We start from the raw sequence: 13937 nt of genomic DNA on the forward strand, positions 1-13937 counted from the left end.
GCTGCCTCGAACGATCAAGCCACCACAGGCAACTCGAACACCCGACGAAGATACGCCACGTACGCCGGATCGTCGCACATGCTCTTCCCCGGCGAATCCGACAGCTTCGCCACCGGCTGGCCGTTGCAGCGGGTCATCTTGATCACGATGTTGAGCGGCGACGGCCCCACGTCGTTGGTGAGGTTGGTACCCACGCCGAACGAGAGGACGCAGCGTCCCTCGAAATGCTTGTACAACTCCATCACCCTCGGGATGGTGAGCCCGTCGCTGAACACCAGGATCTTCGTGCGCGGGTCGACGCGATTGGCTTCGTAATGCTTCAGCATGCGATCGCCCCAGTCGAACGGGTCGCCCGAGTCGTGGCGCGCACCGTCGAAGAGCTTGCAGAAATACATGTCGAAGTCGCGCAGGAAGGCATCCATGCCGTAGACGTCGGATAGCGCGATACCCAGGTCGCCGCGGTATTCCCGCGCCCAGGCCTCGAGCGCCGCGGTCTGCGAATCGCGCAGTCGCGGGCCGAGCGACTGGAAGGCCTGCAGGTATTCATGGGCCATGCTGCCGATGGGTACGAGACCCTGGCGCATCGCGAACCAGACGTTGCTGGTGCCGGCCAACTGCGAACCCCAACCGGCCTTCATGATACCGAGGGCCTCCTCGTGCCAGGCGCGCGAGAATCGCCGGCGCGTGCCGTAATCGGCCACGCGGACCTTGTCGTAACCCGGGGTGTCGCGCAGCAGCTCGATTTTCGCCCGGAGCCTCGCTCTGCCCTCGTCGAGGTCGACGTCAGGATACGTACCGGCGAAATACAGTTCGTTGACGATGGCCAGCAACGGCACCTCGAACAGGATCGTGTGCAGCCAGGGGCCGGCGATGACCAGTTCGATCTCGCCCGGCGCATCGGCGGGCTTCACCGTGACGTACTTGGCGTTGAGCTGAAACAAGCCCAGGAAGTCGACGAAGTCGCTGTCGATGAAACGCAGGCCGCGCAGGTAGTCCAGTTCGCTTTGCGTGAAGCGCAGCGAACACAGGGCATCGATCTCCTCGCGGATGCGGCCGATGAGCGGCACGAGGTTCACGCCCGGGGTGCGGCAGCGGAAACGGTATTCCACTTGCGCCGCGGGATATTGGTGCAGCACCACCTGCATCATCGTGAACTTGTAGAGATCGGTGTCGAGCAGCGAGCTGACGATCATGCGTGGGCTCCGGTCAGTGCCGCCTGCTTGTCCACCGCCTCGAGGAATCGGTCGGTGCCGGGCCATGACGTGATGCGGCCCAGCTTGCGACCGCGATGGAAAAGGAAGAACGCGGGAATGCCATGCAGGCCGAAGCGGGTGGCCATGGCCGGATCGTCGTAGACGTTGTCGTGTAGCCAACGCACGTCGTCGCGCCGGAAGCGCTCGGCGCTCAGCAGGATCTGCCGCTTGGCGATGTCGCAATTGGGACAGTCGCGTCCCCATAGGAACAGGATGACGAGGCGGTCGTCGTCGGCCGCGAGGTCGGCGTCGAGTCCGGCGCTGTCGATGCGGGTCATCGGGAAGCGCTCGAAGAACTCGGGAACGGAGGTGTCGGCCATGCGGGAATCCGTGATCGGGTCGAACTGCCCACGTGAGGGCGGCGAGGCCATAATTCGAGGGTAGCGCGACATTCCGTCGCCCGCCAGGAAGAGGTTACCCGTGCGTTCGGTCATTGCCCTGCTGCTGTCGCTGTGTTTCGCCGGTCTGGCGTACGCGGCCACCCTCACGACCGATGCGGGGCACGGCGCCCGTCCGTGGACGACGGCCCAGTTGCTCGCCCGCCCCGATGCGCGGGACATCCGCGTGCCCGGCGACGTGTCCTATCACGCGGAACGAACCTACCGGGCCGTACCGATGAAGGCCCTCCTGGACGGCGTGCCTCCCGACGCGCATCTGCAGTTCACGGCGCTGGACGGCTTCGCCGCCGAGATCCCGGCCGCCCTTATCCTCGATGGGCATGGCGCGGAAGCCTGGCTCGCCGTGGAACCCGATGACGCGCACTGGCCGCCGCTGGGCGACGGCAAGCCGAGCGCGGGGCCGTTCTACCTGGTCTGGTTGAATCCCTCCAAGGGACATGTCGGACCCGAGCAATGGCCTTACCAGGTGGCGTCGGTGAAGGTGTTGCAGGATCCGGCCCGGCGGTTTCCCGCCATGCGTCCCGACGCGGCCCTGCCGCCACAGGCCGCGCCCGTGCGTGGCTTCGCGGTCTTCCAGCGCAACTGCATCACGTGCCATACGCTCAACGGCCAGGGCGACGCGAAACTGGGACCCGACCTGAACCTTCCACACAATCCCACGGAATACCTTCGCGAGGACATGCTCCGCACGCTGGTGCGCAATCCGCAGAACCTGCGTCACTGGCCTCAGGCGAAGATGCCCGGATTCGACGCGAAGGTGCTGTCGGATCGAGATCTGGACGATCTGGTGGCTTATCTGAAGCATATGGCGGGGCGCAAGGTGACCGCTCCGTAGTTTCGCGGACAGGGTCCGCGATTCAATCCTCTTTCAGTCGCTCGAGTTCACGCGTGCGATCGGACGGCGGCAACGCCGCCAACCGCTGCACCGCCGCGTAGAAAAGCGGCCAATTCCTCCCCGCGCGATCGAACAACGCCGCGAACGACGGCACCCACGTATCGTAAAGACCGAACGGCAACAACCGCGCGTTGTTCAACGGCTGCGCCATCCATCGGTCGTACCGGCGATCGCCGCCCGCCTCGCCGTCGCGCCATGCCAGGTAGCGTCCGCGAAAGTCCTCGAACTCCTCGGCCTTGGCGACACGCTTCGCGTCGTCGCCCCAGGGCTGCGCGTAGATCGCCCCCAGCCTGTCGCGCAGGGCCAGGACCTGCGCGGTGAAACCGTGCTCCAGCCGATCGCCCTTCTCGTCCGGCGCCCCCAGTCCACGCGACCGTCGCCACTGCCGCACGCCTTCGTCCTCCACGAAGGTGGCGTACGACTCGTTGAACGACGAATCGTTCTTCACGTAGATCTTCTGGTGCGCCAGCTCGTGGAAGATCGTGCCGACCAGGGTGTCGTCGTCCCAGCGCAGCATGCTGCTCAGCACCGGGTCGGCGAACCATCCCAGCGTGGAATAGGCCGGCACCTCACCGATCGACACGTCATGTCCCAGCGCCCGCTCCCGTTCGGCCTCGCGCCGGGCGAGGTCCTCGCGGAAATACCCGCGATAGGCCACGCATCCGGCGATCGGAAAACAGTGCTGCACCGCCGCCACCGACAGTTCGGGCGTCGCGAAGACGTTCCAGGCCACCCATGGGCGGTCCAGTTGCACGTAGTAGGTGTAGCTGCGATTCCCGGGCAGGCCCAGCGCGCTCGAAGCGAAGCGGCGCGCCTCGGCGGCGAGCGCGAGGCGGCGGCGCGTGGCGTCGGGTGTCTTCGGATCGTCCACCACCGCATCGATGGAACGACGATGCACGATCAACGACGCCTGGCCATGCGCGACGTGCGCGTAATAGCCGAGCGAACGGCATCCGGCCAGCAGGACGACTAAGGCGATCAGGGGGACGCGCATGCCCGCATTGTGCCGGGCATGCGCGCCTGCTCGCTAGCGCCGACGACCGCCGGTCATGCTGCGCAGCACGCCGTCCTGGCGGATGAGGCCGTGCATGAGCGCCGCGCCCATGTGGGCCAGGAAGGTCAGGAAGAACAGCCAGGCGAGGTAACGGTGCGATTCGCGCAACCACGCGAACAGCGCCGGATCGGCCGGCAGGATCGACGGCAGGCGCACGCCGCCACCGAGTACCACCGGATAACCGCCTGCCGAAAGCATGCCCCAACCGATGAGGGGCATGGCCAGCATCAGCGCGTAGAGCATCCAGTGCGAGGCATGGGCCGCCAGCTTCTGCCACGCCGGAAGATCGGACGGCAACGGCGGCGCGCGATGGGTGAGGCGAAAACCGAGGCGTATCAGGGCCAGCACGAACACGGCCATGCCCAGCGGCTTGTGGATGTTGACCAGCCACGTGTGTTTCTCGGACAGCGTGCTGACCATTCCCGCGCCGATGAACAGCATCGCGAGGATCATGATGGCCATCAACCAATGCAGAACGCGGGCGAACGGGTGGAACATCGTCGGGCCGTTCATCGGGAAGCCTCCTTCTTGGATGCCGTTCCCGGCAGGTGGCCCTCTTCGGAGGTCCGCCTCAGGTAGGAGTCCGCATAGGCGGCCGACCGGGCGGCGAGCAGCGGATCGTTCGACACCTCGATGCCGCGCGGAAGCACGGTCGGATCGTAGTTCACGTCACGGCAGGCACCACTGTCCTGCGGCGTCACGCTGGCGACCACCACCGTGCCGGCATCGACCTCCTTGCGGCCGTCGGGCCAGACGCTGGCGGCATCGTCCACCGGATCGCCGTCCGCGGCGAAGGTCATGATCATGTGCCAGCGCAGCGGGCCCGTGGCGAGCCGGCTGTCGAGGTCGGCGTCGAGGTAATTCTTCTCGCCCGTGGGCGGTGCGGCGCCGGGAGAGGCGGCATCGGGCACGACTTTCCAGCGCACCGCCCGCCGATCGCCTGCCGCGTCGCGCAGGTAGAAGGCGTTGATGCTGTTGTAGGTTTCGGTGGCGAAGCTCGGCGAGGGTTTGGCGGTCTTCACCCAGGCGAGAAAGGCGGTGGTCTCCGGGTGCGAGGCGAAGAACGCCTTCATACGCTCCGGATCGGGCTTGCCCGTGGTCGGGTCGGGCCGACTCGCCACCTGCTGTTCGTAGAACGCTTCGGGCGTGGAGACCGGAAAGACCGGCATCGCGTTCATGCCCGTGCGCCACTGCTCGCCGTCGGCGAGGTCGAAGCGGAGGGCGAAGCTGCGGATCGGCACCGAGCTGTCGGGCGCGTATGGGTTGCCGCCGGGGATGGCGAAGCGGCCGACGAACGGCGTACGGCCCGGGCCGAACATGGGCGACGACGAATACGGCGCGAGGGCGCCATCGGACTCGAAGTACCCGGCCACGCAGATGCCCTTGGCGTGGTTGCGCCGGTAACCCGGATGGGCGCCGCCGCTGTTGGCCTGGAGGGTATCGATCATCTTCGCGGGGCTGAGCCGGCCTGGGGCCAGCCAGCCGCCGACGTAGCCAAAGGCGGCCGCCGAGCCCGCCACGGCGGCGAGGATCAGGGCCCAACGCCCGATCGGGTGTGGCGGCCGCTTCGAGGGAGTGTCGCGCATGGTGGTATGTCTCCGTCCTCGGGATCGAGGTTTACAGGGTGGGACGCACGTCCACGACTTTTATTCCCTCGCGGGGGAATAATCAGCCTCGCCAATCGTCGTACCTCCGTGCGACACGCTCAGGCACGAGGCCAGGCCATGACCGACCCACACATCGACGAAGCCCTGCGCACGCTGCTTCCGCGATTGCGGCGCTTCGCCCTTTGGCTGGCCCGCGACCCCAATGCCGCGGACGATCTCGTGCAATCGACGGTGGAACGGGCCCTCTCCCGGTGGTCGACCCGCCGCGAGGCCGAAAGCCTACGTGCCTGGCTGTTTGCGATCTTGTACAGGATTTACCTCGACGGCAAACGCCGGGCCGGTTTCTACGCTCGCATCCTGGGCTCCCTGGCCCAGGAGGAAGAACCCACCTGGCCGTCGGCGGAACGCGTGGCGGTGGCCCATTCCACCCTGGCCGCGTTCGCCTCGCTTCCGGTGGAACAGCGCAGCCTGCTGTTGTGGGTGACCGTCGAAGGCATGAGCTACCAGGAAGTGGCCGACATCCTGCAAGTGCCCATCGGTACCGTCATGTCGCGGCTCTCCCGCGCGCGCCGCGCCCTCCGCCAGTTGGGTGAAGGCCACGTCCCCGAATCCCCTGCCCTCCGGCTCCTGAAATGACCCAGACCCCACCCAACGAGCACGACATCCACGCCTATGTCGACGGCCATCTCGATGGTCCGGCCCGTGGCGAAGTCGAGCGCTACCTGGCGCGGAATCCGGAACGGGAAGAAGAGGTGCTGGCATGGCGGCAGGACGCCCAGCAGCTGCGGGCCCTACTCGCCGGCGACATGGTGCCCTCGGCTACCCTCGACCCCGCCCTGGTGCGCGCGCGGAAACGACAGAGGCGAATCGCACGCCTGGCCATGGCCGCCGCGTTCGTCTTGTGCCTGGCCGTGGGTGGCGTGGCCGGCTGGGCGGCCCGCGGCATGGGCGCCGGCGACAGCCAGCCGATGGCCGATGCCATGGAAGCCTATCGCTTGCTTGCGGTGGATCATGGCCTGGGCATGGACATCACGACAGGCAACGAGGGCGACCTGCGCTCGTGGGTGGCCGGTCGCGTGGATCCCGACGTTCATCTTCCCGATCTGGCCGATGCCGGTTTCCGTCCGATGGGCGGACGGCTGTTCGCCACCAGCCAGGGCCCGGCCGCCATGCTGCTCTACGACGACGGCAACGGGCACACGGTGAGTTTCTACGTACGGCCGCCGGGTCCGGTGCGTCACCTGTTGCCGCGTGGACAGCGCGAGCAGGATGGCTTGCTCGCGGATTACTGGTCGCGCGATGGGCACAACTACGCCGTGGTCGCGCTGGCCGATGCAGCGGGCCGGCTGGCGGCGCAGCGTGTGGTGGGGCGTTCGATCTAGCCCCGCTTCCCAAGCGTGCATCGAACCGGCCTGCGCCGGTGCGACGAGCCTACCGCTCGTGCAACTCGCCGTTATGCAGTTCGAGCGTGCGGTCCATCCGCCCCGCCAATCGCGAGTCGTGCGTGACCAGAACGAAACTCGTGCCGATTTCGCGGTTGAGTTCAAGCATCAGCTCGTAAACGTGAGCCGCATTCGCCTCGTCGAGGTTGCCGGTGGGCTCGTCGCCCAGCACGCAGGCGGGGCGTGTCACCAACGCCCGCGCCACCGCGCAACGCTGGCGCTCGCCGCCGGACATCTCCGCCGGGCGATGGCGCAGGCGCGAACCCAGCCCCACGCGCTCGAGCAGGGCCGTGGCTTCCTTCTGCGCCTGCGAGATCGACACGCCCCGGATCAGCAGCGGCATGCAGACGTTCTCCAGCGCCGTGAATTCCGGCAGCAGGTGATGGAACTGGTAGATGAAACCGAGCGAACGGTTGCGCTCCCGGCCGCGCTCGGCGTCGGAAAGGTCCGACAGCACGCGCCCGTTCACCTCGACCGACCCGGCGCTGAGCGTATCCAGGCCGCCGATGATGTGCAGCAAGGTGGACTTGCCCGAGCCCGACGCTCCCACGATGGAGAGCGTCTCGCCCTTGCGCAGGCTGAAGTTCACGTTGGAAAGCACGCCCGTGCGAAGGTCGCCTTCTTCGTAGACCTTGGCGACGCCCGTGGCGCGCAGCACGATATCGTTGGAATCATTCATAACGAAGCGCCTGGGCAGGCTGAGTGCGCGAGGCACGCCATGCCGGATAGAGCGTGGCGAGCAAGGAGAAGGCGAAGGTGACCAGCACCACCCAGCCCACGTCGGACCAGAGCAACTGGCTCGGCAACTCGCTGATGTAATAGACGTCGGGCGACAGGAAGGTCTGCCCGGTGACGTGTTCGACCCACTTCACCAGGGCGGGGAGGTTGTACGAGAGCAAGGCGCCGAGTGCCACGCCGAACCCGATGCCGACGACGCCCACCAGGACACCCTGCACCATGAACATGCCCATGATGCTACGTGGCGTCGACCCGAGCGTGCGCAGGATGGCGATATCGGCCTGCTTGTCGGTCACCAGCATCATCAGCATCGAAATCAGGTTGATCACCGCGACGAGGATGATCAGCGAGAGGATGATGAACATCACCTTCTTCTCCATGTCGATGGCACGGAAGAAGTTGGCGTGGGTGTCCATCCAGGTTTCCACGCGGTACGACTGGCCCAGTTTGTTGACCAGTTCCTGCGCCACCGGAAAGGCCTCGCGCATGTCGTCCAGCTTCAGACGGATGCCCGTGGGGCCGTCGAAACCGTTGAGACGCTCGGCGTCGGGCATCGAAATCAGCGCCAGGTTGGCGTCGTATTCCTGCATGCCCAGTTCGAAGATGCCGCTGACCGTGAAGCTGCGCAGCTTGGGCACCGCGCCCATCGGGGTGGCCGTGAATTGCGGCACCACCACCGTCACCTTGTCGCCCTTCTGCACGCCGAGCGTCAGGGCCAGCTCACGGCCGAGCACGATGTTCCAGCTGCGGTCGGTGAGGTCGGTCATCTTGCCCTCGACCATGTGCTTGTCGAGGTCGGACACGTCGGGCTCCATCGACGGCACCACGCCGCGAATGAGCGCGCCGCTGGAACGTCGGGCCTGCAGGAAGGCCTGGATTTCCACGTAGGGCGCGGCCCCCTTCACGTGGCCGATGCCCTTCGCCGTGGAAACGGCTTTCTGCCAGTCCTGCACGGTCTCGTCGATGCCGGACACGGTCACGTGCGACACGGCGCCGAGGATGCGCGTGCGCAGCTCGGCGTCGAAGCCGTTCATCACCGACATCACCGTGATGAGCGCGGTCACGCTGATCGCGATGCAGACGATCGACACCGTCGAAATGAACGAAATGAACTGGTTGCGTCGCTTGGCCCGCGTGTACCGGAGGCCGACGAAAAGCTCGAGGGGTCTGAACATACCTGTCGGAAAGCCTTGTGAAGGGGGAGCCGCCACGAAAGACGGTCACCGCGCGGCAGAGTGCCCGATGCCGGGGCCTACGGCAAGGTCGCGCCGGATCGGCCGGCGAACCGGACCCGCAGCACCCGCAGGTCGTCGGGATGGGCGTTGTCGTCGCAAAGGAAGACCGGGCTTCGCCCGTTTTCCCAACGCAGCCTCAGCAGCACCCAGGTACCGACCACGCGAAAGCCTTCGAGTTCGGCCGGAAACACCTCACCATGCCGGTCGATCACCACCCAGACGCCATCGGAAGCCCATTCGGCCACCGCCAATGGCCCCCTGACGAGCCGCCTGATCCGAACCAGCCCATGCGCGGCCAACGCCATCGAGAGGGACCAACCCGCGTACCAGGGCCAGTCGGTGAACAGCGGCGCCACGGCGCCGGCACCTACGACGAACCTCAGAAGATGGATCAGCGCGACCGGCGGCCGGGTTTCAAAGGTGATGCCTCGAGCGGATCTCATCGATGATGGCCTGCCAGTCGTCGCGCGGGGCGCGGGCATGGCCCATCACCCAATCCCAAAGATCGGGATCCTGCACGTCGAGCAGCTCGTCGAATGCCAGTCGCGCCGATTCGTCGACGTGGGCGAAACGCTCGTCGAGCCACCAGCCGAACAGGCGATCGAGTTCTCGCGTACCGCGGCGGGTGCGCCAGCGCAGGCGTTTGAGGCGGGCTTCTTCCATTCGAGGGCTCCGGCTAGCGAATCGCGATCCCCATCGCGGACAGGGTCCGCTCCCACCCTCCGGTAGAAACCTTGCTACCGGAGGGTGGGAGCGGACCCTGTCCGCGATGGGGCGCGCCGCCGATCAACCGCGACGCTGAACGATCAGCTTCTTGATCTCCGCGATCGCCTTCGCCGGGTTCAGGCCCTTCGGGCAGGTGCGCGCGCAGTTCATGATGGTGTGGCAGCGATAGAGCTTGAACGGATCTTCGAGGTCGTCGAGGCGGTTGCCCGTGTCCTCGTCGCGGCTGTCGACGATCCAGCGGTAGGCCTGGAGCAGGATGGCCGGGCCGAGGTAACGATCGCCGTTCCACCAGTAGCTCGGGCACGACGTGGAGCAGCAGGCGCAGAGGATGCACTCGTAGAGACCGTCGAGCTTCTTGCGGTCTTCCGGCGACTGCAGACGCTCCTTGTCGGCCGGGGCCGGGCTCTGCGTGCGCATCCACGGCTTGATCGAAGCGAACTGCGCATAGAAGTGCGTGAGGTCGGGCACCAGGTCCTTCACCACCGGCATGTGCGGCAGCGGGTAGATATTGACCGACTTGGTGCTGCAGTCCGAGATGGCCTTGGTACAGGCCAGCGTATTGGTGCCGTCGATGTTCATCGCGCACGAACCGCAGATGCCCTCACGGCACGAGCGGCGGAGCGTGAGCGTCGAGTCGATCTCGTTCTTGATCTTCAGCAGGGCGTCGAGAACCATCGGACCGCACGTATCGAGGTCGACCTCGTAGGTGTCGGTACGCGGGTTCTGGCCGTCGTCCGGCGTCCAGCGGTAGATCTTGAAGGTGCGCACGTTCTTCGCGCCCTTCGCCGGAAAATGCTTGCCGGCCGTGATCTGGGAATTCTTGGGTAGCGTGAACTCTGCCACGATTGCCTCTCCGGTCCGGTATCAGTAAACGCGCTTTTTCGGCGGCACGACTTCGACGTCGTCCGTCAGGGTGTACATGTGCACCGGGCGGAAATCGAAGCTGGACTTGCCCTCGGGATCGATCCATACCAGCGTGTGCTTCTGCCAGTCGTGGTCGTCGCGATCGGGGAAATCCTCGCGGGCATGCGCGCCACGGCTTTCCGGGCGCTGTTCGGCCGAATGCATGGTCGCCACGGCCTGGGCGAGGAGGTTCGACAATTCGAGGGTCTCGATCAGGTCGGAGTTCCACACCAGCGAACGGTCGGAGACCTTCACGTCCTTGAACTTGGCGTACACCTCGGAAATCTTCCGCGAGCCGTCCTTCAGCGACTCGCCGGTGCGGAACACCGCCGCGTCGTTCTGCATGGTCTTCTGCATTTCGGCGCGGATCTGCGCGGTCGGCAGGCTGCCGTTCGCATTGCGCAGGGCATCGAAGCGGCCCAGCACCTTGTCGAGCGCGTTGGCCGGGAGATCCTTGTGCGGCATGCCCGGCTTGACGATCTCGGCACAGCGGTTGGCCACGGCACGACCGAACACCACCAGATCCAGCAGCGAATTCGAGCCGAGGCGGTTCGCGCCGTGCACCGACACGCAAGCGGCCTCGCCGATGGCGAACAGGCCCGGCACCACCGAATCCGGATCGTCGTCGCGCTTGGTGACCACTTCGCCGTGATAGTTGGTGGGGATGCCGCCCATGTTGTAGTGAACGGTCGGAAGGACCGGGATCGGCTCCTTCGTGACGTCCACGCCCGCGAAGATGCGCGCCGACTCCGCGATGCCCGGCAGGCGCTCGTGGATCACCTCGGGGCCGAGATGCATCAGGTTGAGGTGGATGTGGTCCTTGTTCGGGCCCACGCCGCGACCTTCGCGGATTTCGATGGTCATCGCGCGGCTCACGACGTCACGCGAGGCGAGGTCCTTCGCGTTCGGCGCGTAGCGCTCCATGAAGCGCTCGCCCTCGGAGTTGGTGAGGTAACCACCCTCGCCGCGCACGCCCTCGGTGATGAGGCAGCCGGCGCCGTAGATGCCGGTGGGATGGAACTGCACGAACTCCATGTCCTGCAACGGCAGGCCGGCGCGCAGCACCATGCCGCCGCCGTCGCCCGTGCAGGTGTGCGCCGAGGTGGCGCTGAAGTAGGCGCGGCCGTAGCCGCCCGTGGCCATCACCACGGCGTGGCCGCGGAACAGGTGCAAGGTGCCTTCGTTCATGTCGAGCGCGAGCACGCCCACGCACTTGCCGTCCTCGAAGACGAGGTCGATGGCGAAGTATTCGATGAAGAAGGTGGCGTCGTGCGCCAGCGCCTGCTGGTAGAGCGTGTGCAGGATCGCGTGCCCGGTGCGGTCGGCCGCCGCGCAGGTGCGCTGGGCGGTGCCCTTGCCGTAGTGCGTGGTCATGCCGCCGAACGGGCGCTGGTAGATCTTGCCCTCTTCGGTGCGCGAGAACGGCACCCCGTAGTGCTCGAGCTCGATGATGGCCGGAATGGCCTCGCGACACATGTACTCGATGGCGTCCTGGTCACCGAGCCAGTCGGAGCCCTTGATCGTGTCGTAGAAGTGGAAGCGCCAGTCGTCTTCGCCCATGTTGCCGAGCGCCGCCGAGATGCCGCCCTGCGCCGCCACGGTATGCGAGCGGGTCGGGAACACCTTGGTGATGCACGCGGCCTTGAGGCCCTTCTCGGCCAGGCCGAAGGTGGCGCGCAGGCCCGCACCACCGGCGCCGACCACGATCACGTCGTATTTGTGTTGTTGAACCTTGTAGGCTTCCATGGATCAGCTTCCGAGCGCGACGCGCACCACCGCCAGCACGCCCGTGAGCGCGGCGAGTACGGCGATGAACTTGATGACGATGAGCGAGGTCACTTCGACCCAGCGCGTATGGACGTAGTCTTCGATGATCACCTGCAGGCCGATCACGGCATGGCGGAACATCGTGACCACGAAGGCGATCAGCAGCACCGCGTTCCAGGGCTTCATCAGCGTGGCACGGGCCGTGGCGTAATCGGCGTGCAGCAGGCTCAGGATAGTGCACAGCAGCCAGACGGTGAGAAACACCAGAGCCACGGCGGTGACGCGCTGGAGCATCCAGTGGCCGACGCCGTCTTTGGCGGAGCCGAGGCCGCGGGCGCGGGCGAGCGGATTGCGCAAGTCCTTGCTCATGCGTGGCCTCCGGCGAGCACGTAGCCCCACACCAGCACGGTCAGCACGATGGCGGCGATGATCGAGATCCAGCTGGAACGTACGAACGACGTGATCGCGTAGCCCTTGCCGGTATCCTGCACCAGGTGGCGGATGCCGTTGGCGAGATGATAGAAGAAGGCGAGCGTCCAGCCGATCAGCACGATCATGCCCAGGGGGCTGGCTGCGCAGGCGGTGAACGTGGCGAAGGCTTCTTCACCGGCGGCGAGGGACGCGAGCCCCCAGACGATGATCAGGCTACCGACGGCGAGGATGATGCCGGTGGCACGATGCAGGATGGAGGTAAGCATCTGCACTTGCCATTTGTAGACCTGCAGATGCGGTGAAAGCGGTCGTCCCGTTTGTGCCATGGCGGCTATCCTGGATTGGAATCGCTACGATGCCCAACCGCTCCCTCGTCGCCTTCCGGTCAGAAGTCGATGCAGCGTCCGTTCTTTTCCCAGTCGCCGTAACGCGTGGGGTCCAATGGCGCTTTCTCGACCCCTGGCTCGCCGTTCGTGGGGACGACCGGCGGTACGAGCGGTTTCGCCGGAGCGGAATCGTTCGCGTTTTCGGGCTCGGAGGGATGGTCGGACATGGTTATAAAGCCCTAAAAGCGTAATACCTGTGCCATCGCAGCACAACCTTCGGCTAAGCCGCCGGCCTTGGCTTGGCCTTGGCGCGACCGTATATCTTACTCCCCTGTCCCGGATCGCGCCTGCCCATGTCCAGCCGTACCACTCGCCCCATCCTCCTCGCCGGTCCCGACGCGGTCGGCTTCGCCAACGCCCAGCTCACCAGCGACGTGCTCTCGCTGGCGACGGGCCGATGGCAGTGGAGCGGCTGGCTCGACCCCAAGGGCCGCGTGCGCGCCCTGCTCCAGGTGGCCCGCCTCGACGACGGCCTGCTGGTCCTGCCGCGCGGTGGTGACGGCGAGGCGCTGGCAAACGACCTGAAGCGCTTCGTCTTCCGTTCGAAGGTGACGGTGACCGTTCTCGGTGCATCGCACGTGGCCGACGGCGACGCATACGACGACGGGCACGCACGCACGCTCGACGACGGCACGTTCGTCTTCGGCGAAGGCGACGCATCGATCCACGTCGGTAGGCGGGACGATGCGGATGCATGGGTCGCCCGCCACGTGCAAAAGGGATATGCATGGCTTCCCGACGAGGCTCTGAACGAATTGCTTCCGCCCGCACTCTCGATGGAACGCCTCGGTGCGGTAGCGTTCGACAAAGGTTGTTTCCCGGGTCAGGAAATCGCCGCGCGATTGCACTTCCTGGGCGGACACAAGCGTCATCTGCGCATCGTCGAATCCGACGCTCCCTTGCGCGAAGGCCGATCGTTGCGCATCGACGGCCGCGATGCGGGCATCGTACTGATGCACAACGCCTCGGCACCGAAGCTTACATCTTTGGTCGTACTCGACGACGCGTTGTCGCAGGCGGACACTGTTGAAAACGAGAGCATCCGTCTACACGTTTTATCCACGTTCGCCGCGTGATTTCGCGGCACGCTCGTAAAAATGC

At 66.0% G+C, this 13937-nt stretch carries 18 protein-coding genes; 4 read left to right on the forward strand and 14 right to left on the reverse strand.

What is annotated here, in order from left to right; all coding sequences use genetic code 11:
* Positions 1-14 precede the first annotated feature (14 nt).
* On the reverse strand, positions 15-1193 hold the full coding sequence (pncB, locus tag L2Y94_RS12325; RefSeq protein ID WP_247366865.1) for a nicotinate phosphoribosyltransferase: 1179 nt from the start codon (positions 1191-1193) through the stop codon (positions 15-17).
* A complete protein-coding gene (locus tag L2Y94_RS12330; protein ID WP_247366868.1) occupies positions 1190-1573 on the reverse strand; it encodes a thioredoxin family protein in 384 nt (127 codons plus the stop codon). Before L2Y94_RS12330 ends, pncB begins: the two co-directional genes overlap by 4 nt.
* 100 nt (positions 1574-1673) lie before the next feature.
* Here L2Y94_RS12330 and L2Y94_RS12335 point away from each other — a divergent pair, with 100 nt between their 5' ends.
* A complete protein-coding gene (locus L2Y94_RS12335; RefSeq protein WP_247366871.1) occupies positions 1674-2486 on the forward strand; it encodes a c-type cytochrome in 813 nt (270 codons plus the stop codon).
* 22 nt (positions 2487-2508) lie between these two features.
* On the opposite strand, the gene L2Y94_RS12340 is transcribed toward L2Y94_RS12335, so the two are convergent.
* From L2Y94_RS12340 to L2Y94_RS12350, 3 genes are read right to left on the reverse strand one after another with little or no spacing between them, the layout of a single operon-like run.
* Complete coding sequence (locus L2Y94_RS12340; protein WP_247366873.1) at positions 2509-3540, reverse strand: aminopeptidase; 1032 nt, start codon at positions 3538-3540, stop codon at positions 2509-2511.
* A 33-nt stretch (positions 3541-3573) separates the two neighbouring features.
* Positions 3574-4113, reverse strand: a complete 540-nt coding sequence (locus L2Y94_RS12345; RefSeq protein ID WP_247366876.1) for a cytochrome b — start codon at positions 4111-4113, stop codon at positions 3574-3576.
* The gene (locus tag L2Y94_RS12350) at positions 4110-5186 is read right to left on the reverse strand and encodes a catalase family peroxidase (protein ID WP_247366879.1); all 1077 of its coding nucleotides are present in this window, start codon (positions 5184-5186) and stop codon (positions 4110-4112) included. The genes L2Y94_RS12345 and L2Y94_RS12350 overlap by 4 nt, the downstream gene beginning before the upstream one ends.
* A 138-nt stretch (positions 5187-5324) precedes the next feature.
* Between L2Y94_RS12350 and L2Y94_RS12355 the strand changes: the two genes are divergently transcribed.
* The gene (locus L2Y94_RS12355; RefSeq protein ID WP_247366883.1) at positions 5325-5843 is read left to right on the forward strand and encodes a sigma-70 family RNA polymerase sigma factor; all 519 of its coding nucleotides are present in this window, start codon (positions 5325-5327) and stop codon (positions 5841-5843) included.
* Positions 5840-6589, forward strand: coding sequence for an anti-sigma factor family protein (locus L2Y94_RS12360; protein WP_247366886.1), 750 nt, complete (start codon positions 5840-5842; stop codon positions 6587-6589). Before L2Y94_RS12355 ends, L2Y94_RS12360 begins: the two co-directional genes overlap by 4 nt.
* 49 nt (positions 6590-6638) lie before the next feature.
* On the opposite strand, the gene lolD is transcribed toward L2Y94_RS12360, so the two are convergent.
* The 9 genes from lolD to L2Y94_RS21445 form a co-directional block, all read right to left on the reverse strand.
* Positions 6639-7328: a lipoprotein-releasing ABC transporter ATP-binding protein LolD gene (gene lolD, locus L2Y94_RS12365; protein WP_247366889.1), complete on the reverse strand. Its 690-nt coding sequence runs from the start codon at positions 7326-7328 to the stop codon at positions 6639-6641.
* Positions 7321-8562 (reverse strand): lipoprotein-releasing ABC transporter permease subunit, encoded by a 1242-nt coding sequence (locus L2Y94_RS12370; RefSeq protein WP_247366894.1) that lies wholly within the window; start codon positions 8560-8562, stop codon positions 7321-7323. Before L2Y94_RS12370 ends, lolD begins: the two co-directional genes overlap by 8 nt.
* Before the next feature lie 77 nt (positions 8563-8639).
* On the reverse strand, positions 8640-8978 hold the full coding sequence (locus tag L2Y94_RS12375) for a hypothetical protein (protein ID WP_247366897.1): 339 nt from the start codon (positions 8976-8978) through the stop codon (positions 8640-8642).
* A gap of 58 nt (positions 8979-9036) precedes the next feature.
* Positions 9037-9285 carry an FAD assembly factor SdhE gene (locus L2Y94_RS12380; RefSeq protein ID WP_247366899.1) on the reverse strand — a complete coding sequence of 83 codons (249 nt, stop codon included), beginning with the start codon at positions 9283-9285 and terminating at the stop codon, positions 9037-9039.
* Positions 9286-9408: 123 nt separating this feature from the next.
* Positions 9409-10191: a succinate dehydrogenase iron-sulfur subunit gene (locus L2Y94_RS12385; RefSeq protein WP_247366902.1), complete on the reverse strand. Its 783-nt coding sequence runs from the start codon at positions 10189-10191 to the stop codon at positions 9409-9411.
* A 21-nt stretch (positions 10192-10212) separates the two neighbouring features.
* Positions 10213-11997 carry a succinate dehydrogenase flavoprotein subunit gene (sdhA, locus tag L2Y94_RS12390; protein WP_247366905.1) on the reverse strand — a complete coding sequence of 595 codons (1785 nt, stop codon included), beginning with the start codon at positions 11995-11997 and terminating at the stop codon, positions 10213-10215.
* Between the two features lie 3 nt (positions 11998-12000).
* Positions 12001-12387: a succinate dehydrogenase, hydrophobic membrane anchor protein gene (sdhD, locus tag L2Y94_RS12395; protein WP_247366907.1), complete on the reverse strand. Its 387-nt coding sequence runs from the start codon at positions 12385-12387 to the stop codon at positions 12001-12003.
* Positions 12384-12776 carry a succinate dehydrogenase, cytochrome b556 subunit gene (gene sdhC / locus L2Y94_RS12400; protein ID WP_247366908.1) on the reverse strand — a complete coding sequence of 131 codons (393 nt, stop codon included), beginning with the start codon at positions 12774-12776 and terminating at the stop codon, positions 12384-12386. Before sdhC ends, sdhD begins: the two co-directional genes overlap by 4 nt.
* Before the next feature lie 59 nt (positions 12777-12835).
* On the reverse strand, positions 12836-13003 hold the full coding sequence (locus tag L2Y94_RS21445) for a DUF1674 domain-containing protein (RefSeq protein WP_368310600.1): 168 nt from the start codon (positions 13001-13003) through the stop codon (positions 12836-12838).
* A gap of 126 nt (positions 13004-13129) precedes the next feature.
* On the opposite strand from L2Y94_RS21445, the gene ygfZ reads away from it, so the two are divergent.
* Entirely contained in the window at positions 13130-13912 is a 783-nt protein-coding gene (gene ygfZ / locus L2Y94_RS12405; protein WP_247366909.1) for a CAF17-like 4Fe-4S cluster assembly/insertion protein YgfZ, read from the forward strand.
* Positions 13913-13937: the final 25 nt, after the last annotated feature.

Source organism: Luteibacter aegosomatis, assembly GCF_023078455.1.
GTDB classification, from domain to species: domain Bacteria; phylum Pseudomonadota; class Gammaproteobacteria; order Xanthomonadales; family Rhodanobacteraceae; genus Luteibacter; species Luteibacter aegosomatis.